Raw genomic sequence first — 19,542 nt, 5'->3', positions numbered from 1 at the left:
TGGGCACGCTTCGCTTTGCCCACCCTAGGGAGTCTTCGACGGAGGAGAGAGCGACGTCCCTCACTCCACCGGCTTCGGCGAGCGCTCCAGCAGCACGGTCTGAATCCCGCAGGTCCCGTTGCGCACCGTCATGATCCGCGTGCCCGGCTTGCGGCCGTTGCGGACTTCGCTGACGTCGAGGCCGGCAGCGATCAAGCGGGCACGAGTGGCGTCGATGTCGGCGACCCGCCAGCTCAGGCCCCAGAGCCGGTCATGCGTGAGGTCACCGCCGGCGACGGGCCGGCGCACCACCTCGACAATGAGGTCGCCGCAGCGGAAAAACATCAGCTGGCCCCAGTCCTGGTGCGAGCGGTCGAGCGCGAGATCGAGCCCGAGCCGGGCGCCGTAGAGCGCGGCGGCGCGCTCGGAATCCTCGGTGGTGATGACGACGTGGTCGAGCGCGTCGATCGGCGCGATGTCGGTCGCGACCGACTTCGGACGCTCGTCGGCCAGTTCGAGGAAGAACATGCGCACGCCGCGCGTGAGCTCCGTGGCGGCACGCGTGCGCTTCCAGTGCAGCACGGCATCGCTGACCGCATCGCTGCTTTCGACCTCCGCAACCGGGTCCGGCCTCAGGGCCACCCGCTCCAGCCGCCGGTGCATCCTGCCGATGTCCGCGACCCGAAAGCACAGGCTGGCGAGCATGCCCTCCTGGTCCTCGAGCAGTGCGCGCATGCGGTCGGCGGTGACGCTGAAGCCGCTCGGCGCCATCAATTCGATCGTCATGTTGTCGAGGGTGAACAGCACCCGGTCAGCGCCCTCGCCGGAGTTCTGCCAGGCCGGCGCGCGGGCGAGCAGCGTCTGATAGGCCGCCTTGGCCGCACCGATATCGCTCACCAGAACGACGATGTGATCGAGGCCGGTGATCATCCTGCACCCTTAAATCGACTTGGAACCCATGGACCGACAGACGGCGTTTGTCCGGGCTTGGCATCGGCCCGACATGGTCGTATTCCGGCACCATGCTGACCTCAAGCGCTTCGGGCGGCAGTTTTGCGAATAATTTCAGCGTCCCTCCGGAGCGGAACCGGTGCTAGAGTAATCCCGCCGGCCGGGACCACAAGCGCATCACGGACAAGCAATGCAGGCTCTCTTCATCGGACAGACCTATATCGACGTCGTCTTCATCACCGACCACATGCCGACCGGCGACGAGAAGCACGTGGCTTCGGACTACGCGGTTTCCTTCGGCGGCAATGCGGTGACGGCGGCCTTCTGCTGCGCCAAGCTCGGCATCGTGCCGGACCTGATCGCGACCGCAGCCAATGACTGGCTGGGGCGCATGTTCCAGGACATGTGCGCGAAGTACGGCATCTCGCTGCATGGGCGCAAGGTCAACCAGTCCTCGCTCTCCTTCATCATGCCCAAGGACGGCAAGCGCGCCATCGTCCGCTGCCGCGACGACGAGCACATCCACCCATTCCCGATGCTCAATCTCGGCGGCTGCCGCGCGCTGCATGTCGACGGCCACCAGCCGGACGCCGCGATCCACTACGCCAAGGTGTGCCGGGAGGCGGGCATCCTGACCTCGCTCGACGGCGGCGGCCTGCGCACCAACACGCATGAGCTGCTCGAATATATCGACGTCGCCATCGTCGCCGAGCGGCTGTGCGAGCAGATGGACCTGACGCCGGAGAAGATGCTCGATTACCTCAAGGGCCGCGGCTGCAGGATCGGCGGCGTCACCATGGGCGAGAAGGGCCTGCTCTGGTACGACGAGACAGGGACGGTGCAGGTGATGCCGGCGATGCCGATCCCGCGCGAGCGCGTCATCGACACCAACGGCGCCGGCGACGTCTTCCACGGTGCCTATGTCTATTCCTACCTCGCCCATCCCGGCAAAAGCTGGCGCGAGCATTTCGATTTCGCGCGCGCCGCCTCGACCTTCAAGATCCAGCGCCTCGGCAACGAGGCGGGCTTGCCGACACTCGTCGACATCGCCAAGGTCAGGCATGAGTTCGAGGTCAGGGTCTAGCGGTCGCAGGGAATACGATGGGACGCGTCTACGTCGCCGGCAGCATCAACATGGATGTAGTGGCGACCGCCGATCGCCATCCGAAGGTCGGCGAGACAGTCGCCGGCCGCCAGGTGCTGTACTTTCCGGGCGGCAAGGGAGCGAACCAGGCGGTCGCGGCGTCAAGGCTTGGCGCGCGGACCACGCTGATCGGGCGGCTGGGGAAGGATTCATTCGGAGGCGAGCTGAAGGCCTTTCTCGGCGAGCAGGGCATCGATCTCGGTTACGTCCAGGAGACGGCGGAGGCCCACACCGGGACGGCCATCATCACGGTGGCGGAGGCCGACAACACCATCGTCGTCATTCCCGGGGCGAACGGGCTGGTCGGCGCCGACGACGTCGAGGTCGTGCCGCTGCTGGCGGGCGACGTCGCCGTCAGCCAGTTCGAGATTCCGCTGCCGGCCATCGCCGCGTTCTTCCAGCGCGCCCGCGGCGCCGGAGCTACGACGCTGTTCAACCCGGCACCGGCGCAGGCCATGTCCCGCGAGCTGCTCGCGCTCGTCGACATCCTCGTGCTGAACGAGACCGAGCTCGGCTTCCTCGCAGGCAGCGGGCTCTCCGAGAGCGACGAGGCGGCAAGGATCATTGCCGTGGCGCGGCAGCTTCAAGCGCGGGAGGACCAGACCATCTGCGTCACGCTCGGCAAGCGCGGCGTGCTCGCGCTGGCGGGGCGCGAGGAGATTGCCGTGCCCGGCCGCGTGGTCAAGGCGCTCGACACCACGGGCGCCGGCGACTGCTTCGTCGGCGCGCTGGCGGCGCAACTGGCCGACGATGTGCCCTTGCGCGCCGCCCTCGCCTTCGCCAATGCCGCCGCCTCGATCAGCGTGCAGCGGATGGGCGCCGGACCGTCGATGCCGACGGCCGCCGAGGTCACGGCGGTTTTGCCGCGCTAAGCGCTCACGCCAGCGCGCTCTTCAGGTCGAAGCTCTCGTCTGCGGCCTGCTCCGGAGTGATCGTGCGGTCCATACCCTGCAAGCGGCGGCCGAACATATGGTCGCCGGCGCGGTTGATGGATTCGATGCCGAGCAGCTTGTCGCCCTTGTAGCAGAACGCCGAGAACGCCTTCTTGGCGGGATCACCGCGCAGCACGACGCGGTCGTAGCCGGTGGTGAGCCCTGCGATCTGGAGCTTGTCGTCGCCCTGGTCGCTCCAGAACCAGGGATGGCCGTCGTAGGGCTTCTTGTCGCCGGTCAGGCGCGCCGCAAGGCAGCGGGCGTGATCGGTGGCGTTCTGCACCGATTCCAGCCGCAGCGATCCGCCGAAGCGCGGGCTCGCGAACAGCGCGCAATCGCCGATCGCGGAGATGTCGGGATCGGCCGTCGCAAGATATTCGTCGACGATGATGCCGGCCGCGACCGGCAGCCCCGCCTCGGCCGCAAGCTCGATGTTCGGCAGCACGCCGACGCCGACCACGACGAGATCGGCCGGCAGATGCCGTCCGTCGCTCAAGGAAACGCCGGTGACCTCGCCGCCCTCCGCCTCGATCGCGGTGGCCTGCACGCCGAGATGGATGCGGATGCCGGCCTCGCGATGGCGGTCCTGGAAATATTCCGAGACCTCGGCGGTCACTGCGCGCGCCATCACGCGCGGGGCGAGTTCGAGCACGTCGACCTCGAGGCCCTTGATCCGCGCGGTGGAGGCGAATTCGAGGCCGATGAAGCCGGCGCCGATGATCACCGCGCGTGTCTTCGACGGCATGATCTTGCGTAGCGCCTCGCTGTCGTCGAGGATGCGCAAATATCTCACGTCGGGCAGGTTGGCATTGGGCAGGTCGAGCAGGCGATTGCGCGCGCCGGTCGCCAGCACGAGGTGGCCGTAGGACAGCGTCTCGCCGGATGCGAGATGCACCTTGCGCCCCGCGCGGTCGATCGAGGCGGCGCGGCCCGCGATCAGCTCGATCTTCTGGTCCTGGTAGAATTTCTCGGGCCGGAACATCAGGCTCTCCGGCCCCGCCGAGCCCTTGATGTAGGCCTTCGACAGCGGCGGGCGCTGATAGGGCAGATGCGCCTCTTCGTTGACCAGGCAGATGCGCTCCGAAAAGCCGGCCTGGCGCAGCGATGCCGCGGCCTGGTAGCCGCCATGGCCGGCGCCGACGATGATCACCGGACCGCCCGTCATTGGACAGCCCATTTCTGGAAGACACGAGCGTAACCCATGCCGTCTCCTCTCTCGCTGATTTTGGTTTGCTGGCCTTAGGTGGAGCCGGCGCTCGTGTCCGTTCCCTGGCGAAGGCGGGCCTATTTGAGCCTATCGTTCCGCCCCGCGCAAGGGCGGCGGCTGGGGATTGTCACCCCTCGCCTTCTGCGATTTAGTTCGAGCCTCGACCTCCTGCCGGGGATTTTCCAGATGACTGCTCCCGTCTCAAAGCCCGATGATCCCGCGCTGCTGCGGATCGACGGCCCGATCGCGACCATCACGCTGAACCGCCCTGCTGCGTTCAACGCGATCAACCTTGCGATTGCCCAGAAGCTCGAACAGCTCGCGGCCTATATCGAAGCCGCGGACGACATCCGCGTCGTCGTCCTCGAAGGCGAAGGCCGCGCGTTTTGCGCCGGCGGCGATCTGCAGACGATCGGAGCCGCCGCCGAAGCCGGCACGGTGACGCCCGTCGTCGGCGAGCTGCTCAAGCACTATCATGCCTTCATCGAGATCGTCAGGCGCATGCCGAAGATCTCGCTGTCCAGCGTGCACGGCTCGGCCGCCGGCGCCGGCATGGGCCTCGCCTTCGTTACCGACCTCTGCATCGCCGCCGACGACGCCAGGTTCACGCCCGCCTATGCCAAGATCGGGGTGTCGCCGGACGGCGGCTCGACCGTCGGCATCGTCGGTACGGTAGGCTCGCGCCGGGCGCTGCAGATCTTTCTCGCCGAGGACAATTTTACCGCGCAGCAGGCCTATGAATGGGGCCTCGTCGCCAAGACCGTTCCCGCAACCGAGCTGAAAGCGGCGACGCGGCAGCTTGCCGAACGGCTGGCGCAGAACCCGCCGGCCGCGATCGCCGGCACCAAGCAGCTGGTCTACCAGGCCGCGACCACGCCGGTGAAGCAGCAGCTCGATGCCGAGGAGCACAAGATCATCATGGCGATGAACACGGAGGCGTTCCGCACCGCCGTGAAGAAGTTCACCAGCAAGGGGAAATAGCGGCGCGGTCGCTCAGCCCTTTGCGGCTCCGGGCCCGGTCCTCTGCATGAAGTCGAAGTCGCAGCCCTCGTCGGCCTGCATGATGGTCTCGTTGAACAGCCAGGCGTAGCCGCGCCGCGTTTCCTCGGGGACGGCGGCCGGCTTCAGCGCGGCGCGGCGCCGCTCCAGCTCGGCGGCATCGACCAGCAGCTCGATGCTGCGCTTTTCGACGTCGAGGCGGATCATGTCGCCGTTCTCGACCAGCGCCAGCGGCCCGCCGACGGCGGATTCCGGCGTGATATGCAGCACGATGGTGCCGAACGCGGTGCCGCTCATGCGTGCATCCGAAATGCGCACCATGTCCTTGGTGCCGCCGCGCGCGAGCTTCTTCGGGATCGGCAGATAGCCGGCTTCCGGCATGCCCGGCGCGCCTTTCGGGCCGGCGTTGCGCAGCACCAGCACGTCGTCGGCGGTGACGTCGAGATCGGGATCGTCGACCCGCAAGGTCATGTCCTCGACCGATTCGAAAACGACTGCCCGCCCGGTGTGCCGCAACAGTTTCAGGCTTGCGGCCGACTGCTTGATGACGGCGCCGCGCGGTGCGAGATTGCCGTGCAGGATGGCGAGGCCTCCTTCCTTCTTGATCGGATTGTCGCGCGGGCGGATCGCGTCCTGACCGGGCACGTCCTCCGCGTTCGCCGCGACATCGCGCAGCGTCTGGCCCGAGATGGTCCTGGCGTCGAGATCGACGAGATCGCCGAGCTGCGCCAGCAATTTCGGCACGCCGCCGGCGTGATGGAAATGCTCCATGTAATGCTCGCCGGACGGCTTGAGATCGACCAAGACCGGCACCTGGCGCCCGATCCGGTCAAACACTTCGAGATCGATCCGGTGCGGCGAGCGATGCGCCATCGCGGTCAGATGGATCAGGCCATTGGTCGAGCCGCCGATCGCCTGGAGGACGACCTGCGCATTCCTGAAAGAGGCCGGCGTCAGCAACTCGCTGGGCTTCGGCCCCTTCGTCTTCGCCATCTCGGCGGCCACCTTGCCGCTCGCCTCGGCGAGACGGAAGCGCTCGGCATGCGGCGCCGGGATCGTTGCGCTCATCGGTAGCGACAGGCCCATGGCTTCGATCATGCAGGCCATGGTCGAGGCCGTGCCCATCACCATGCAGGTGCCGACCGACGGCGCGAGGCGCCCGTTCACCGCCTCGATCTCGACGTCGTCCATGTCGCCGGCGCGATATTTCGCCCATAGCCGGCGGCAATCGGTGCAGGCGCCCAGCACCTCGCCCTTGTGATGGCCGACCACCATGGGCCCCACCGGGATCACCACCGTCGGCAGATCCGCGCTGATCGCAGCCATCACCTGCGCCGGCAGCGTCTTGTCGCAGCCGCCGATCACGATCACCGAATCCATCGGCTGGGCGCGGATCATCTCCTCGGTGTCCATCGCCATCAGATTGCGCAGGTACATCGAGGTCGGATGCGCAAAGCTCTCGGCGATCGAGATGGTCGGAAACACGAACGGCATCGCGCCCGACAGCATCACGCCGCGCTTGGCGGCTTCGATGATGTCAGGGACATTGCCGTGGCAGGGATTGTAGTCGCTATAGGTGTTGGTGATGCCGACGATCGGGCGCTCCAGCGCGTCGTCGGAGTAGCCCATCGCCTTGATGAACGCCTTGCGCAGGAACAGCGAGAAGCCGGCATCGCCGTAGCTGGTCAAACCCTTGCGCAAGCCACTCGTCATCAGGTCGCTCCCTTCAGCTTTGTCGCCGTGGTAAGGCCAGCCCCCTGATTGTCAATAAGCCGAGTTGCAGCCCTGACGCTTGGTGGCCGGGGCCCTCCTCGAGCGAGCATGCCACAGCACGGCTCGTCGCAGGTTCAACTCCCGAAGGTGATCCCGCATCCGGTTTGCCGATTTCGACGCTCCCCGAACGAGTGTGGAGTGCTCCGGCTTTCCGGCTTCTCTGGCGCGGATTCGGTGGAACTCGACGCAGCTCCAATTCTCATGGTGCAAGCAGCCTGAACCTCGTGGCCACCAGCACAGCTGCGCACCTTCAGATTTCCCTCGCTCTCTGGCCTCGAACGCAACTAAGAACGATTAGCAAGTAGTTGCATTCCCGGCAATTCTATGGGATCTTCTTGCGAATGACTTGCAATCGCAGGGCGCTTGCGCGCGAACCCACAGCCCCCTGCGTCGATTAGTGCCCTGGTTTGCGTGGGTTGGTGGACTGTTGTGGTGAGAAAATCGAGATTCCCGGGCGCAATGGCAGCGGCAGCCATCGTCGCCGGTCATCTGGCGAGCTGCGCCTCCGCTTCCGCTGACGAGGGCGCACGCGGCCTCGCCTATGCCGCTCCCTGGCCCGGCTCCGCACCCGGCCTCGGCGTCGACAAGCTGGCGGGCGGGTTGCCGTCGACCCATGCGGAGATCGACACCGAGCACATCTTCGGTTTCAGCATGGGATCCGACATCGGCAAGCCCGGGGAAATCGAAGTGGAATTCGAAAATGTCGGCGCGTTCGGCAAGCGCTCCGGCACCTACGCGGCCTGGGCCAATCTCAATCAGGTCAAGTACACGGTCTCGGACAATTTCCGGATCGCACCGGGATTTGCTCTGAGCGGACAGCGCATCAACGGCGTTCCGGGACTTGCCGATCATTCGGATGTCGCTTTCGGCGGCGCCGCGCTTGAACTGCGCTACAAGCTGGTCGATCGCGCCGTCGCACCCTTTGGGCTCACCCTCCACGCACAGCCCGGCTGGAGCCGGATCGACGACGCCAGCGGCATGCATATCCAGCAATATGGCGCAGAGTTTGCCGCGCTGTTCGATCGCGAGCTGGTCAAGGACAGGCTGTTTGCGGCCTTCAACGTCTGGTACGGGACCGGCGGAACCCGCGAGATCGTCACCAATCTTTGGCGACACGATTCCGAGATGCAGCTGCAGGCAGCGATCTCGTACGCAGTGCAGCCCGAGCTCGTGCTCGGCCTCGGCGTTCGCTACGCGCGGGCGTATGACGGCGGCGCACTCGACCGCTTCGTAGGCGATGCGGTCTTCGCCGGCCCGACCTTCTCCTACACCATCTCGAAGGAAGTCGGCATCTCCGGCACCTGGCAGATGCAAGTTACAGGCAGCGCGGTCGGCGACAGCCGCAGCCTCAACCTGGAGCAGTTCGAGCGGCACCAGGCGCTACTGCGTCTCAACCTGCATTTCTGATGTCCGCGCCCGACACAGTCACGTCCGCTGCTTCCGCAACGCCACGTCCCGGGGCATGTCGGCCAGGCGCGCCCTCAGGCGCGGTACTGCAAAATCGAGAAAGGCTCGCAGTTTGGCCGGCATGAAGCGGTTGGGCGAATAGACGAAGTTGACCGGCTGCGGCGGCGGCTGAAAGTCCTGCAGAAGCGCGACCAGCTCTCCGGACCGCAGCGGGTCGGCGACGAGGTATGAGAACGCGACGGTGACTCCTATGCCTGCGCGCGCGGCATCGAAGGCCGATTCGAGATTGCTCGCAATGAAGCGCGACCGCACCGGGACAGCATACTCGGTCTGCCCTCGTTTGAACCTCCAGATGTTCGGCGACTGAAGCGGAGGATAGCTGATGCAGTCATGCGCAGAGAGATCGTCGGGGGACTTCGGTATCCCGCGCAATTCCAAATAGGCCGGACTGGCGCAGGCCACGCGGCGAATTTCTCCCGCTCGCACGGCGATCAGGCCGCTGTCGGCGAGATCCCCGACGCGAAGCGCGACGTCAATGTGCTCGTCCAGGAGATTGAGCGTCCGGTCCTGCAGGTTGAGCTGAACGTCCACTTCCGGGAATGCCGCAAGGAACTCGGCCAGAATTGGCTGCAGGCACAGGCGACCGAGTGCGACGAGCGTCGTGACGCTCAGATCTCCGCGCGGCGTGGTGTATTCGCCGGAGGCAACGCGCTCGGCCTCGGCGAGATCGGCGAGAATTCGCTTGGCCGCGGCGATGTAGGAGCGCCCGGCGTCGGTGGGAACGAGGACGCGGCTCGATCGGTGAAAGAGCTTGGTGCGCAGGTGCTCCTCGAGCTCCGACACCTTCCGGCTCACCGTTGCCAGCGGCATTTTCTGACGGCGTGCGGCGGCGGACAGGCTGCCGGCCTCCGCCACCGCCAAAACCACCGACATGCTTTCGAGACGATCCATGGGAAACTTCCATATTCTGGAAGGATACATCCCGATTTTGCCAGATGCCCGTCATTTCCGGAAGCACCTATTCCTCTCCGCACCGAAACGGAGAGACGAAAATGACCCAGACCAGAAAAGGCATTGCCCTCATCACCGGTGCTTCGACCGGAATCGGCGCGATCTACGCCGACCGCCTGGCGAAGCGCGGCCACGACCTCATCCTCGTTGCGCGCAACAGGCAGCGGCTCGCATCGCTGGCGCGCAGGCTCGCCAACGAAAGCGGCGGCAAGGTGGAGACGGTGCAAGCCGATCTCACATCCCCTGCCGACCTGCGCCATGTCGAGCAACTCCTCAGAACTAACAGCCACATCTCGATGCTGGTCAACAACGCCGGCGTCGGCGCCTCAGCTCCGCTGATTGCCTCCGACGTCGAGAAGATGGAGGACATGATCCGCCTCAACGTCAGTGCACTGACGCGCCTGACCTACGCAGCGGTGCCCGGATTCATCGACCGCGGCCACGGTACAATCATCAACATCGCTTCCATCGCCGCGATCGCGCCGGAGCTGCTCAACGGCGTCTACGGCGGCTCGAAAGCGTTCGTGCTCGCATTCACCCAGTCACTCGCTCACGAGCTCGCCGGCAAGGGCATCCGCATTCAGGCCGTGCTGCCGGGCGCCACTGCGACCGAGTTCTGGGATGTCGCCGGTACACCAGTTCATCAACTGCCCGCCGAGATCGTCATGTCGGCCGACGACATGGTCGACGCGGCACTCGCGGGTCTCGACCTCGGCGAGGTCGTGACGATCCCGGCGCTGGCCGACAATTCCGCATGGGATCGCCACGAGAGCACGCGGCTCGCCATGACGAACAAGCTCTCGAGCGCCATTCCCGCCCCTCGCTACAACCTGCACACGCACGTGAATGCGTGAGCGATACCCAGCGTCAAAACGGAGACAACCATGTCACGCATCATCAGCCACCCGTCCACCTCACCCATCGCGCTGAGCCGCACCATCAGCTGGCGCGATCAGACTGAACGCCTGCTCGCCTACGCCGAACCGGTCAGCCGGATCGGTCTCTATGCGTCGCTCGCAATCATTTATGCCTGGTTCGGCGGGATGAAGTTCAGCGATTACGAAGCGCAGGGGCTGGTGCCTCTGGTGGAAAACAGCCCGCTGTTGCGCTGGTTCTACGCGCTGTTTTCGGTCCGCGGCTTCTCCACTTTTCTCGGTTTCGTCGAACTGAGCATCGGGCTTCTGATCGCGCTCCGGCTGTCCAGTCCGATCTATTCCGCGGCCGGCGGCCTTCTCTCGGCCGGACTGTTCGTCACGACGCTGAGCTTCATGATCTCGACCCCCGGCGTCGTCGTGCCGGAGCTCGGGGCGCCCGCGATCACGGTCGCTCCGGGGCAGTTCCTGCTGAAGGACGTCGGCCTGCTCGCCGCTTCCTTCTGGGTGTTCACGGACTCGCTGAAGGCCGCCATCCGCAGGTGAAAACTCACCCCGCAGCGCAACAGACACGAATTCGAAAACAGGAGACCCTCCATGAAAGTGCCAGACGGGTCTACCGCACCGGTGAGAGCTTTTACGAGCCGCCGGGCTCCCGTCATCCCGTCAGCCGCAATGCGAGCCGGTCCAAACCCGCAAGCCTGCTCGCAGTATTCGTCGTCGACAGCAGCGAGAAGGATCTGACCACTGCCGTCCAGCAGAATCATCATCAAGGAGAGAAACATGAGTAAGCGTCTCGACTACAACCAGATCGCGCCGGCAGGCATCAGGGCGCTCGGCGGCGTCTACGGCTACGTCCTGCAGAGCCGGCTCTCCGCCACGCTGATCGAGCTGGTTTATCTGCGGATCTCGCAGATCAACAATTGCGCCTACTGTCTCGACATGCACACGCGCGACCTGCTCAAGAAGGAAGAGAAGGTCGAGAAGATCGCGTTGCTGCAGGCCTGGCGCGAGGCCGGCAATCTCTTCGACGAACGCGAACAGGCTGCCCTGGCATGGGCGGAAACGGTGACACGGGTTGCCGAGACGGGCGTGCCCGACGAGGCATACCAGGCCGCACGCGCCGTGTTCGAGGAGCGTGAGCTTGTGGACCTCACGATCGCCATCAGCCTGATGAATGCCTACAACCGCGTGGCCATCAGCTTTCGCGCAACGCCGGCGGCTGCCGCCGGCTGATGCGCTCCCCACCAACATCTTGCACGACCCGAAAGGACATTCACATGACGAAACGTGGGATCATCGTTGCGGCGGCGCTAATCGCCGCAACCAGCCTGACTTCGTTCGCCGCACGATCCGAAGAGCCACGGCTCGGAGACATCAAGCGCACCCATCTCATGAAGGAAGCTCTGAGCGCGCCCGGGCGCGAGGTCGTCCAGGTCCGCGTCGACTTTCCTCCGGGCGTCGTTGCCGTCAGGCACAGTCATCCGGGCGAAGAGCTCGTCTATCTGATCGAAGGCGAGCTGGAATATCGGCTCGACGGCAGGCCGCCGGTGATCCTGAAGGCCGACGAGGTGCTGCTCATTCCTCACGGCGTACATCATGCGGTGACGAACGTCGGCAGCGGCAACGCGGCGGAGCTTGCGACCTACATTGTCGAGACGGGCAAGCCGTTGTTGACGCTCGGCAGGTGAGCCGCTTTTAACGCTTGGTCCAGTCGATCACGCCGCCTGGGTCGGCATCGAACTCCATGCTGCAGAAGGTGCCGCCCTGGAAATAATCGCCGACGGGATCCGGCTTGAGCTTGGCCTGCTCCGCCATCGCGTGGTCACGGAAATCTTCGGCGCGGCCGGTCGGGCGATAGCCGAGCTCGTAGGCGCGGTGATTGTCCCACCAGGCACGCTCGTTGAAAGAGGCGCCGTAAAAGACCTCGAAATGGATGTCAGGATGTTCGAGCCCGATGCGGCAGAGCTGCACGAGATCATCGGGCTTGAGCCAGATCGCCAGCCGGCGCTGGTCGAGCGGCATGTCGCCGAAATTGCCGATGCGCAGGCAAGTCACCTTCAGGCCGTGCTTGTCGGCGTAGAGCGCGCCGACGGCCTCGCCGAACACCTTGCTGACGCCGTAGCGGCTGTCGGGCCGCGCGGTGACGTCGGTGCCGATCTTGTGGTGGCGCGGATAGAAGCCGACGGCGTGGTTCGACGAGGCGAACACCACGCGCTTGACGCCCTTGCGATACGCGGCCTCGAACAGATTGTAGCCGCCGATGATGTTGGCCTGGAGGATTTGACCCCAGGTGCCTTCGACCGAATAGCCGCCGAAATGGAGGATGCCGTCGACGCCCTCGCAAATCGCCTCGCACTGCGCGAGATCGGCGAGGTCCGCCGCCTTGAATTTCTCGTTGGCTCCGAGATCGGCCGGTGGCTTGATGTCGGAGAGCAGCAGATCCGGATAGATCGGCGGCAGCAGTTTGCGAAGGCGCGTTCCGATTCCGCCCGAAGCTCCCGTCATCAAGATGCGCGGCATGTCTTTCCTCGTCTTATCGACCGATTTGCGACCATGGATATCTGATGCTAGCAGACTTGGACAGAGGGAACGCAACAACGAGAACCGCACATGAACGATGCCTCGTCCCATAGCCAAGGCTGGCGGCCGGCGACCTATTACCCTGACCCCGCGATCAAAGCGCTCGATCCCCGCTTCGAGAAATACTGGCTGAAACTGTCGGCGGTGGAGCGGCTGACGACCGGCATGCGCTGGGCCGAAGGTCCGGTGTGGTTCGGCGACGGGCGCTATCTGCTCTGCAGCGACATTCCGAACCAGCGCATCCTCAAATGGGAGGAAGAGACCGGCACCGTCAGCGTGTTCCGCAAGCCCTCGAACTTTGCCAATGGCAACACCCGCGACCGGCAGGGGCGGCTCATCACCTGCGAGCATGGCGGGCGGCGCGTTGTTCGCACCGAGTATGACGGCAGCATCACCGTGCTGATGGATCAATTCAACGGCAAGCGGTTGAACTCGCCGAACGATGTCGTCGTCAAATCGGACGGCTCGATCTGGTTCACCGATCCGACCTTCGGCCTGCTCGGCAATTACGAGGGCTACACGGCAGAACCCGAGATCGAGCCGAACGTCTACCGGCTCGATCCCGCGACCGGCAAGGCGACGATCGTCGCCGAAGGCGTGCTCGGTCCGAATGGGCTGTGCTTCTCGCCGGACGAGAAGATTTTGTATGTCGTGGAATCGCGCGGCGTGCCGAACCGCAAGATCCTCGCCTATGACGTCTCGCCTGACGGCACCACGATTTCCAACAAGCGCGTCCACATCGATGCCGGTCCCGGCACGCCCGACGGCATGCGCTGCGACATCGACGGCAATCTCTGGTGCGGCTGGGGCATGGGCGATCCCGAACTCGACGGCGTCGTGGTGTTCGCGCCCGACGGCGTCATGATCGGCCGCATCGCGCTGCCCGAGCGCTGCGCCAACGTCTGCTTCGGCGGCGTCAAGCGCAACCGCCTGTTCATGGCGGCGAGCCAGTCGATCTACGCGCTGTATGTGAATACGCAGGGCGCTGTGGGAGGATAGGCTCCACAGCGCGCCCACCACGACCTACCGCCCCTACCCTTTCTTCTCCTGAGCCGCTGCGGTCTGCTTGACGAGCGCCTCTTCGAAGGCCTTCTCCAGCGATGCCGCATAGACCTTGAACTCGCCGGGATCGACGAACGGATTGGGTCCGCCGTCGGCGAGCTTGGCGCGCTTCTCGGCCATCTTGTACATCTCGGGATGAGGAGCCAGCAGGATGTCGACCTTCATGTCCTTGGCGCGCGCAAAGGTCTTGCGATAGTCGTCAACGATGCCGGAATAGGTCGGGTTGCCGACAAGCCGGTTCAGCGCGACCGTGCCGCTGCAGAAGATCAGCACCGAGCGTGTTGCATCGCCATCCTTCACCGAGAATGCCCAGCTGGTGCAGCCCGGCGAATGGCCGGGCGTCTCGCGCGCCGTTAGCGTAACGCTGCCGACCGCAACGGTGTCGCCCTCACGCACCGTTCGGTCCACTTTCACCGGCGGAAAGTCGAGCGCCTTCTCCTCCTGCGCACCCGGATAATAGCCGCCTTCGAGCAACGGCTTGTCGGCCTCGCCCGCGACCATCTGCGCGCCGCTCGCCTGCTTCAACTCGGCAAAGCCACCGGTGTGGTCGATATGGGCGTGGGTGTTGATGAGATACTTGATGTCGCTGATCTTGAAGCCGAGCTTCTCGATGCTCGTCCTGATCTGCGACGTCGATTCCGGCATCACGGTATCGACCAGAATATGCCCCTGGGGCGATGTGATCAGGTAGGACGCAAGTCCGTTGGTGCCGACATAGTAGACGCTGTCGATGATCTTGAACGGCTCGGTCGGTTCGTTCCATTTCGCCCTGAGCGTGTTGAGCAGATCCTTCACCGTCTGGGCCTGCGCAGCGCCTGACAGCGGCAGCAGCGCAACGAATGCGATGATCAATTTTCGCACGTTCCGTCCCTTTGCTTTTCTTGATTTGACGGGCTGTTGTCGCAGTGAAGCGGCCGGTCTCTGAGCAAAGAATGCCGGCTTCCTTGGAAGCCGGCATTCCCTGTAGTGCAAGCGCCGTATGAACTACGCCGCGTTGAAGCCGGCGACGGCCTTCACTTCGAGGAAATCCTCGAGACCGAACTTGCCCCACTCGCGACCGTTGCCGGACTGCTTGTAGCCGCCGAACGGCGCGGTGCGGTCGTTGGGCACGCCCTGGAGATTGACGTTGCCGGCGCGGATCTGGCGGCCGACGCGCTTGGCGTCCTCGACCGACGGACCGTAGACGTAGCCGGCGAGACCATAGGGCGTGTCGTTGGCGATCTGCACCGCGTCGGCTTCGTCCTTGGCGCCGATGATGGTCAGCACCGGTCCGAATATTTCTTCGCGCGCGATCGTCATGTCGGGCGTGACATCGGCGAAGATAGTCGGACGGACATAGAAGCCCTTGTTGACGCCCTCGGGCAGGCCCGGGCCGCCGGCGACGAGGGTTGCGCCCTCGTCGATGCCTTTCTTGATCAGGCCCTGGATCTTGTCCCACTGGCCGCGATTGACCACGGGTCCGATGGTGGTGCCTTCGGCGCGGGGATCGCCGGCCTTGGTCTTGTCGGCCACCGCCTTCGCGATCGCGGCGACTTCCTTCATCTTGGACAGCGGCACGATCATGCGCGAGGGCGCGTTGCAGGACTGGCCGGAGTTGTTGAACATGTGCATCACGCCGCCGGTCACGGCCTTCGTGAGGTCGGCGCCTTCGAGGATGACGTTCGGCGACTTGCCGCCGAGCTCCTGGCTGACGCGCTTCACGGTCGGCGCCGCGCGCTTGGCGACGTCGATGCCGGCGCGGGTCGAGCCGGTGAAGGAGATCATGTCGATGTCGGGATGCTCGCTCATGGCGGCGCCGACCTCGGGGCCGAGACCGTTGACGAGGTTGAACACGCCTTTGGGCACACCGGCTTCATGGAGGATTTCCGCGAAGATCAGCGCCGAGGTCGGCGTAAACTCGCTGGGCTTCAGGATCATGGTGCAGCCGGCGGCGAGCGCGGGCGCGACCTTGCAGGCGATCTGGTTCAGCGGCCAGTTCCAGGGCGTGATCATGCCGACCACGCCGATCGGCTCACGCAGCACCATGGCGGTGCCGACCGGCTCCTCGAAATGATAGTTCTTGAGCACGTCGAGCGTGGTCATGAGATGGCCGAGGCCGGCGCCGGCCTGGAGCTTTTCCGCCATCGGCAGCGGCGCGCCCATCTCGTCGGAGACAGCAGCGCCGATCTCCTTGAGACGGCCCTTGTAGACCTCGATGACCTTCGACAGCAGCGCAACGCGCTCCTCGCGGCTGGTCTGGGAGAAGGTCGCAAAGGCGCGCTTGGCGGCGGCGACGGCCTTGTCCACGTCGGCCTTGGAGCCCAGCGCAACCTCGTACATCGCCTCTTCCGTCGCCGGATTGACCACGGCGGTGGACTTCTTGACGGCGGGATCGACCCAGGCGCCGTCGATGTAGAATTGCATGCGATTGACCATCGTTAACCTCTTCTTGGGGCTTGGAGGGGGCGTTTCGGCAGGCATCCTTGCACGAAAGCGCCGGCAATTGAACCCGCCATATGCGGGGCCAGCGTTGCGGCGAGCGGAGGCTATATGAGCCGATGGCGGGAACGTGGCAAGATTCTCTCAGCAGTCATTCCGGGGCGATGCGAAGCATCGAACCCGGAATCTCGAGATTCCGGGTTCGGCTCTCCGAGCCGCCCCGGAATGACACCGTGGCTACCTCGACTACACCGCCATCTTCCGGTGCAGCACCGGCGCACCGGTGGTGAGGCTTTCGGCCGCATCGATGATGGCGTTGGCGTCGATGCCGTAGTGCCGATAAAGGTCCGCGATGCTGCCGGTCTGGCCGAACTGCTCGACGCCGAGCGCCTCGACGCGGTGGCCGCGGACGCTGCCGAGCCAGCCGAGCGCGGCAGGATGGCCGTCGATCACGGTCACGATGCCGCAGTCGCGCGGCAGCGGCGCCAGCAGTTTCTCGATGTGGCTGAGATGCTGGACGCCGCGGCGGTCGCGCCGCAATTTCCGCGCGGCGGTCCAACCGGCGTGGAGACGATCCGCCGAGGTGATCGCGAGCAGGCCGACGTCGCGGCGGCTCTCGCCGATGAAGCCGGTCGCCTCGATCGCCTCGGGCGCGACTGCGCCGGTATAGGCGATCACGACTTCGGCATTCGGGCCCGGCTTGCGCAGCCAATAAGCGCCATCGGTGATGCCCTGCCTCAGCTCAGGCGTGATGATCCGCTGCGCCTGCTCGATGCTGCGCGTCGAAAGGCGCAAGTAAACCGAGCCGCCCTCGCCGGGATCGCGCTGCATGTGGTCAAAGCCGAAAGCCATGATGACGGCGAGCTCGTCGACGAAGGCCGGCTCGAACGAGGCCAGGCCATCCTGCGCCATGCCGATCAAGGGCGTCGCGATCGACTGGTGCGCGCCGCCCTCCGGCGCGAGCGTGATGCCGGACGGCGTCGCCGCCACCATGAAGCGGGCATCCTGGTAGCAGGCATAGTTCAGCGCATCGAGCCCGCGCTCGATGAAGGGATCGTAGAGCGTGCCGACCGGCAGCAGCCGCTCGCCGTTGATCTGGTGCGACAGGCCGAGCGCGGAGAGCATGATGAACAGGTTCATCTCGGCAATGCCGAGCTCGAGATGCTGGCCCTTGGGCGAGGCGTCCCAGTTGTAGGTCGACGGAATTTTCTCACTGCGGAATAAATCCGCCTTCTCGGCGCGCGCGAACAGGCCACGGCGGTTAACCCAGGGGCCGAGATTGGTCGAGACGGTGACGTCGGGCGAGGTCGTCACGATGCGCCTCGCCAGCTCGCTGTCGCTGCGCGCGATCTCGTTGAGCACGAGGCCAAAGCCCTGCTGGGTCGACATCTGCGGCGACGGCTTGAAGGCGAGCTGCTGGGGCACCTCGACGACGGGAGCCGTCAGCCGGCGGCCGTCCTGGTTGAACGGCACCCGCGCGAGGAAAGCTTCGAGTTCGGCCGCATCCTGCGTCAGCCCTTCGAACTTGTCCCATTCATGCCCGGGCCGGATGTTCTGGCTGTCGCGGTACTTCTCCATCTGCGCGACGGTCATCAGGCCGGCGTGGTTGTCCTTGTGGCCCTGGAACGGCAGGCCGACGCCCTTGATGGTGTAGGCGATGAAGCAGACCGGGCGATCATGATCGATCGAGTCGAACGCCTCGAGCATGCTCGCCATGTCATGGCCGCCGAGATTCGACATCAGCGCGAGCAGCTCCTCGTCGCTGCGCCTGTCGATCAGCTTCGTGATCGGGCCCTGGTCGCCGATCTCGTCGTGCAGATGCTTGCGGAAGGCCGCGCCGCCCTGGAAGCATAGCGCCGCGTAGAGCGCGTTCGGGCAGTTGTCGATCCAGCGCTTCAAGGCTTCGCCGCCTGCTTCCGCAAAGGCCTCGCGCATCAGCCGGCCGTACTTCACGATCACCACGTCCCAGCCGAAATTGCGGAACATGGTCTCGAACTTTTCCCAGAGCCCTTCGCGGACGACGGCGTCGAGCGACTGCCTGTTGTAGTCGACCACCCACCAGGTGTTGCGCAGGCCGTGCTTCCAGCCCTCTGCCAGAGCCTCGAAGATGTTGCCCTCGTCCATCTCGGCGTCGCCGACGAGGGCGATCATCCGGCCTTCGCGGCGGTCCTTCATCCAGCCATGCGCCTTGACGTAGTCCTGCACCAGCGAAGAGAACAGCGTCTGCGCGACGCCGAGGCCGACCGAGCCGGTGGAGAAATCGACGTCGTCGACGTCCTTGGTCCGCGAAGGATAGGACTGCGCGCCCCTGAAGCCGCGAAAATTCTCCAGCTTCTCACGGGTCTGGCGGCCGAACAGATACTGGATGGCGTGGAACACCGGGCTCGCATGCGGCTTCACCGCGATGCGGTCCTCGGGGCGCAGCACATGGAAGTACAGCGCGGACATGATGGTCGCCAGCGAGGCGGAGGAGGCCTGGTGGCCGCCGACCTTGAGGCCGTCCGCATTGGCGCGGATGTGGTTGGCGTGGTGAATGGTCCAGGACGACAGCCACAGCGCCTTGCGGGCAAGCGCGGTCAGTGTGTCGAGGCGAGCGGGATCAACGGGCATGGCGATGCTCCGGGAAATAAGCCCCGATCATACGCCTGCGAGCCGCGCCAAACTTCTCAATTTTTCGCGCCATACCGGTCAAGATTGGGATATTTTACCAATCAGACGCCTCCTGACCCAGGTTCCATCCCAATGCCAGAGCTCGACGCCATCGACCGAAAAATCCTCAGCCATCTCCAGAACGACAGCCGGATGACCATGCAGGAGCTCGCCGACAAGGTCGGGCTCTCGGTCTCGCCCTGTCATCGCCGGGTCAAGCTGCTGGAGGAACGCGGCGTCATCTCGCGCTATATCGCGACCGTGGACCAGAAGGCGCTGGGGTTGCATGTCAGCGTCTTCATCTCGATCAAGCTGGCGCGCCAGAAGGAGGAGGACCTCAACCGCTTCGCCCGCGCGATCTCGAAATGGGACGAGGTCCTGGAGTGCTACCTGATGACCGGCAACCGCGACTACCTCTTACGCGTTGTCGCAGCCGACCTCGCCTCCTACGAGACGTTCCTCAAGACCAAGCTCACCCGGCTCGACGGCATCGCCTCCATCGAGTCGAGCTTTGCGCTCAGCCAGGTGAAGTATTCGATCGCGCTGCCGGTGTGA

Annotated in this window: 18 protein-coding genes; 10 read left to right on the top strand and 8 right to left on the bottom strand. The window is 65.1% G+C overall.

All coding sequences use genetic code 11. The features are described 5' to 3' along the window. Positions 1-60: 60 nt before the first annotated feature. Entirely contained in the window at positions 61-909 is an 849-nt protein-coding gene (locus ABIA42_RS06380) for a VOC family protein (RefSeq protein ID WP_370114829.1), read from the bottom strand. Positions 910-1,120: 211 nt separating this feature from the next. On the opposite strand from ABIA42_RS06380, the gene ABIA42_RS06375 reads away from it, so the two are divergent. Further along, on the top strand, positions 1,121-2,014 hold the full coding sequence (locus ABIA42_RS06375; RefSeq protein ID WP_035679928.1) for a sugar kinase: 894 nt from the start codon (positions 1,121-1,123) through the stop codon (positions 2,012-2,014). A 17-nt stretch (positions 2,015-2,031) separates the two neighbouring features. Further along, positions 2,032-2,946, top strand: coding sequence for a ribokinase (locus ABIA42_RS06370; protein ID WP_370114831.1), 915 nt, complete (start codon positions 2,032-2,034; stop codon positions 2,944-2,946). A 4-nt stretch (positions 2,947-2,950) separates the two neighbouring features. On the opposite strand, the gene ABIA42_RS06365 is transcribed toward ABIA42_RS06370, so the two are convergent. Continuing rightward, entirely contained in the window at positions 2,951-4,171 is a 1,221-nt protein-coding gene (locus ABIA42_RS06365) for an NAD(P)/FAD-dependent oxidoreductase (protein ID WP_370114833.1), read from the bottom strand. A 228-nt stretch (positions 4,172-4,399) separates the two neighbouring features. Here ABIA42_RS06365 and ABIA42_RS06360 point away from each other — a divergent pair, with 228 nt between their 5' ends. Next, on the top strand, positions 4,400-5,194 hold the full coding sequence (locus tag ABIA42_RS06360) for an enoyl-CoA hydratase/isomerase family protein (RefSeq protein ID WP_370114835.1): 795 nt from the start codon (positions 4,400-4,402) through the stop codon (positions 5,192-5,194). A gap of 12 nt (positions 5,195-5,206) precedes the next feature. On the opposite strand, the gene ABIA42_RS06355 is transcribed toward ABIA42_RS06360, so the two are convergent. Beyond that, positions 5,207-6,925: an IlvD/Edd family dehydratase gene (locus tag ABIA42_RS06355; RefSeq protein ID WP_370114837.1), complete on the bottom strand. Its 1,719-nt coding sequence runs from the start codon at positions 6,923-6,925 to the stop codon at positions 5,207-5,209. Between the two features lie 519 nt (positions 6,926-7,444). Between ABIA42_RS06355 and ABIA42_RS06350 the strand changes: the two genes are divergently transcribed. Continuing rightward, positions 7,445-8,392, top strand: coding sequence for a hypothetical protein (locus ABIA42_RS06350; protein WP_370114839.1), 948 nt, complete (start codon positions 7,445-7,447; stop codon positions 8,390-8,392). An 18-nt stretch (positions 8,393-8,410) separates the two neighbouring features. Here the strand turns inward: ABIA42_RS06350 and ABIA42_RS06345 are convergent, their stop codons facing one another. Further along, positions 8,411-9,343 carry a LysR family transcriptional regulator gene (locus tag ABIA42_RS06345; RefSeq protein WP_271529984.1) on the bottom strand — a complete coding sequence of 311 codons (933 nt, stop codon included), beginning with the start codon at positions 9,341-9,343 and terminating at the stop codon, positions 8,411-8,413. A 101-nt stretch (positions 9,344-9,444) separates the two neighbouring features. On the opposite strand from ABIA42_RS06345, the gene ABIA42_RS06340 reads away from it, so the two are divergent. From ABIA42_RS06340 to ABIA42_RS06325, 4 genes are all read left to right on the top strand, one after another. Beyond that, entirely contained in the window at positions 9,445-10,257 is an 813-nt protein-coding gene (locus ABIA42_RS06340) for an SDR family NAD(P)-dependent oxidoreductase (protein WP_370114841.1), read from the top strand. 30 nt (positions 10,258-10,287) lie between these two features. Further along, positions 10,288-10,821, top strand: a complete 534-nt coding sequence (locus ABIA42_RS06335; protein ID WP_370114843.1) for a YkgB family protein — start codon at positions 10,288-10,290, stop codon at positions 10,819-10,821. 237 nt (positions 10,822-11,058) lie between these two features. Beyond that, entirely contained in the window at positions 11,059-11,511 is a 453-nt protein-coding gene (locus ABIA42_RS06330; protein WP_370114845.1) for a carboxymuconolactone decarboxylase family protein, read from the top strand. 44 nt (positions 11,512-11,555) lie between these two features. Continuing rightward, positions 11,556-11,966 carry a cupin domain-containing protein gene (locus ABIA42_RS06325; RefSeq protein WP_370114847.1) on the top strand — a complete coding sequence of 137 codons (411 nt, stop codon included), beginning with the start codon at positions 11,556-11,558 and terminating at the stop codon, positions 11,964-11,966. Between the two features lie 7 nt (positions 11,967-11,973). On the opposite strand, the gene ABIA42_RS06320 is transcribed toward ABIA42_RS06325, so the two are convergent. After that, complete coding sequence (locus ABIA42_RS06320) at positions 11,974-12,798, bottom strand: NAD-dependent epimerase/dehydratase family protein (protein WP_370114849.1); 825 nt, start codon at positions 12,796-12,798, stop codon at positions 11,974-11,976. Between the two features lie 90 nt (positions 12,799-12,888). On the opposite strand from ABIA42_RS06320, the gene ABIA42_RS06315 reads away from it, so the two are divergent. Further along, positions 12,889-13,857, top strand: coding sequence for an SMP-30/gluconolactonase/LRE family protein (locus ABIA42_RS06315; RefSeq protein WP_370114851.1), 969 nt, complete (start codon positions 12,889-12,891; stop codon positions 13,855-13,857). 33 nt (positions 13,858-13,890) lie between these two features. Here ABIA42_RS06315 and bla read toward each other — a convergent pair whose 3' ends face one another. The 3 genes from bla to ABIA42_RS06300 all read right to left on the bottom strand — a co-directional run bounded on the left by bla (position 13,891) and on the right by ABIA42_RS06300 (position 18,948). Further along, positions 13,891-14,781 (bottom strand): subclass B3 metallo-beta-lactamase, encoded by an 891-nt coding sequence (bla, locus tag ABIA42_RS06310; protein WP_271529992.1) that lies wholly within the window; start codon positions 14,779-14,781, stop codon positions 13,891-13,893. 123 nt (positions 14,782-14,904) lie between these two features. Then, positions 14,905-16,335 carry an aldehyde dehydrogenase family protein gene (locus tag ABIA42_RS06305; protein WP_271529993.1) on the bottom strand — a complete coding sequence of 477 codons (1,431 nt, stop codon included), beginning with the start codon at positions 16,333-16,335 and terminating at the stop codon, positions 14,905-14,907. A gap of 249 nt (positions 16,336-16,584) precedes the next feature. Further along, positions 16,585-18,948, bottom strand: a complete 2,364-nt coding sequence (locus tag ABIA42_RS06300; protein ID WP_370114853.1) for a transketolase — start codon at positions 18,946-18,948, stop codon at positions 16,585-16,587. A 132-nt stretch (positions 18,949-19,080) separates the two neighbouring features. Here ABIA42_RS06300 and ABIA42_RS06295 point away from each other — a divergent pair, with 132 nt between their 5' ends. Continuing rightward, positions 19,081-19,542 carry an Lrp/AsnC family transcriptional regulator gene (locus ABIA42_RS06295; protein WP_028177825.1) on the top strand — a complete coding sequence of 154 codons (462 nt, stop codon included), beginning with the start codon at positions 19,081-19,083 and terminating at the stop codon, positions 19,540-19,542.

Source organism: Bradyrhizobium sp. USDA 327 (assembly GCF_041262065.1).
GTDB lineage: Bacteria > Pseudomonadota > Alphaproteobacteria > Rhizobiales > Xanthobacteraceae > Bradyrhizobium > Bradyrhizobium liaoningense.
Note: the sequence above shows the minus strand (reverse complement) of the source record. Positions and strands in the feature narration are given on the sequence as shown.

Excerpts from the sequence above, each read along its gene's own strand:
- ABIA42_RS06320 (WP_370114849.1), bottom strand. The coding sequence starts at position 12,798 with ATGCCGCGCATCTTGATGACGGGAGCTTCGGGCGGAATCGGAACGCGC.
- ABIA42_RS06355 (WP_370114837.1), bottom strand. The coding sequence starts at position 6,925 with ATGACGAGTGGCTTGCGCAAGGGTTTGACCAGCTACGGCGATGCCGGC.
- ABIA42_RS06380 (WP_370114829.1), bottom strand. The coding sequence starts at position 909 with ATGATCACCGGCCTCGATCACATCGTCGTTCTGGTGAGCGATATCGGT.
- ABIA42_RS06370 (WP_370114831.1), top strand. The coding sequence starts at position 2,032 with ATGGGACGCGTCTACGTCGCCGGCAGCATCAACATGGATGTAGTGGCG.
- ABIA42_RS06300 (WP_370114853.1), bottom strand. The coding sequence starts at position 18,948 with ATGCCCGTTGATCCCGCTCGCCTCGACACACTGACCGCGCTTGCCCGC.
- ABIA42_RS06365 (WP_370114833.1), bottom strand. The coding sequence starts at position 4,171 with ATGACGGGCGGTCCGGTGATCATCGTCGGCGCCGGCCATGGCGGCTAC.
- ABIA42_RS06350 (WP_370114839.1), top strand. The coding sequence starts at position 7,445 with ATGGCAGCGGCAGCCATCGTCGCCGGTCATCTGGCGAGCTGCGCCTCC.
- ABIA42_RS06345 (WP_271529984.1), bottom strand. The coding sequence starts at position 9,343 with ATGGATCGTCTCGAAAGCATGTCGGTGGTTTTGGCGGTGGCGGAGGCC.
- ABIA42_RS06330 (WP_370114845.1), top strand. The coding sequence starts at position 11,059 with ATGAGTAAGCGTCTCGACTACAACCAGATCGCGCCGGCAGGCATCAGG.
- ABIA42_RS06340 (WP_370114841.1), top strand. The coding sequence starts at position 9,445 with ATGACCCAGACCAGAAAAGGCATTGCCCTCATCACCGGTGCTTCGACC.
- ABIA42_RS06375 (WP_035679928.1), top strand. The coding sequence starts at position 1,121 with ATGCAGGCTCTCTTCATCGGACAGACCTATATCGACGTCGTCTTCATC.
- ABIA42_RS06360 (WP_370114835.1), top strand. The coding sequence starts at position 4,400 with ATGACTGCTCCCGTCTCAAAGCCCGATGATCCCGCGCTGCTGCGGATC.
- ABIA42_RS06295 (WP_028177825.1), top strand. The coding sequence starts at position 19,081 with ATGCCAGAGCTCGACGCCATCGACCGAAAAATCCTCAGCCATCTCCAG.
- ABIA42_RS06315 (WP_370114851.1), top strand. The coding sequence starts at position 12,889 with ATGAACGATGCCTCGTCCCATAGCCAAGGCTGGCGGCCGGCGACCTAT.
- ABIA42_RS06325 (WP_370114847.1), top strand. The coding sequence starts at position 11,556 with ATGACGAAACGTGGGATCATCGTTGCGGCGGCGCTAATCGCCGCAACC.
- ABIA42_RS06305 (WP_271529993.1), bottom strand. The coding sequence starts at position 16,335 with ATGGTCAATCGCATGCAATTCTACATCGACGGCGCCTGGGTCGATCCC.
- ABIA42_RS06335 (WP_370114843.1), top strand. The coding sequence starts at position 10,288 with ATGTCACGCATCATCAGCCACCCGTCCACCTCACCCATCGCGCTGAGC.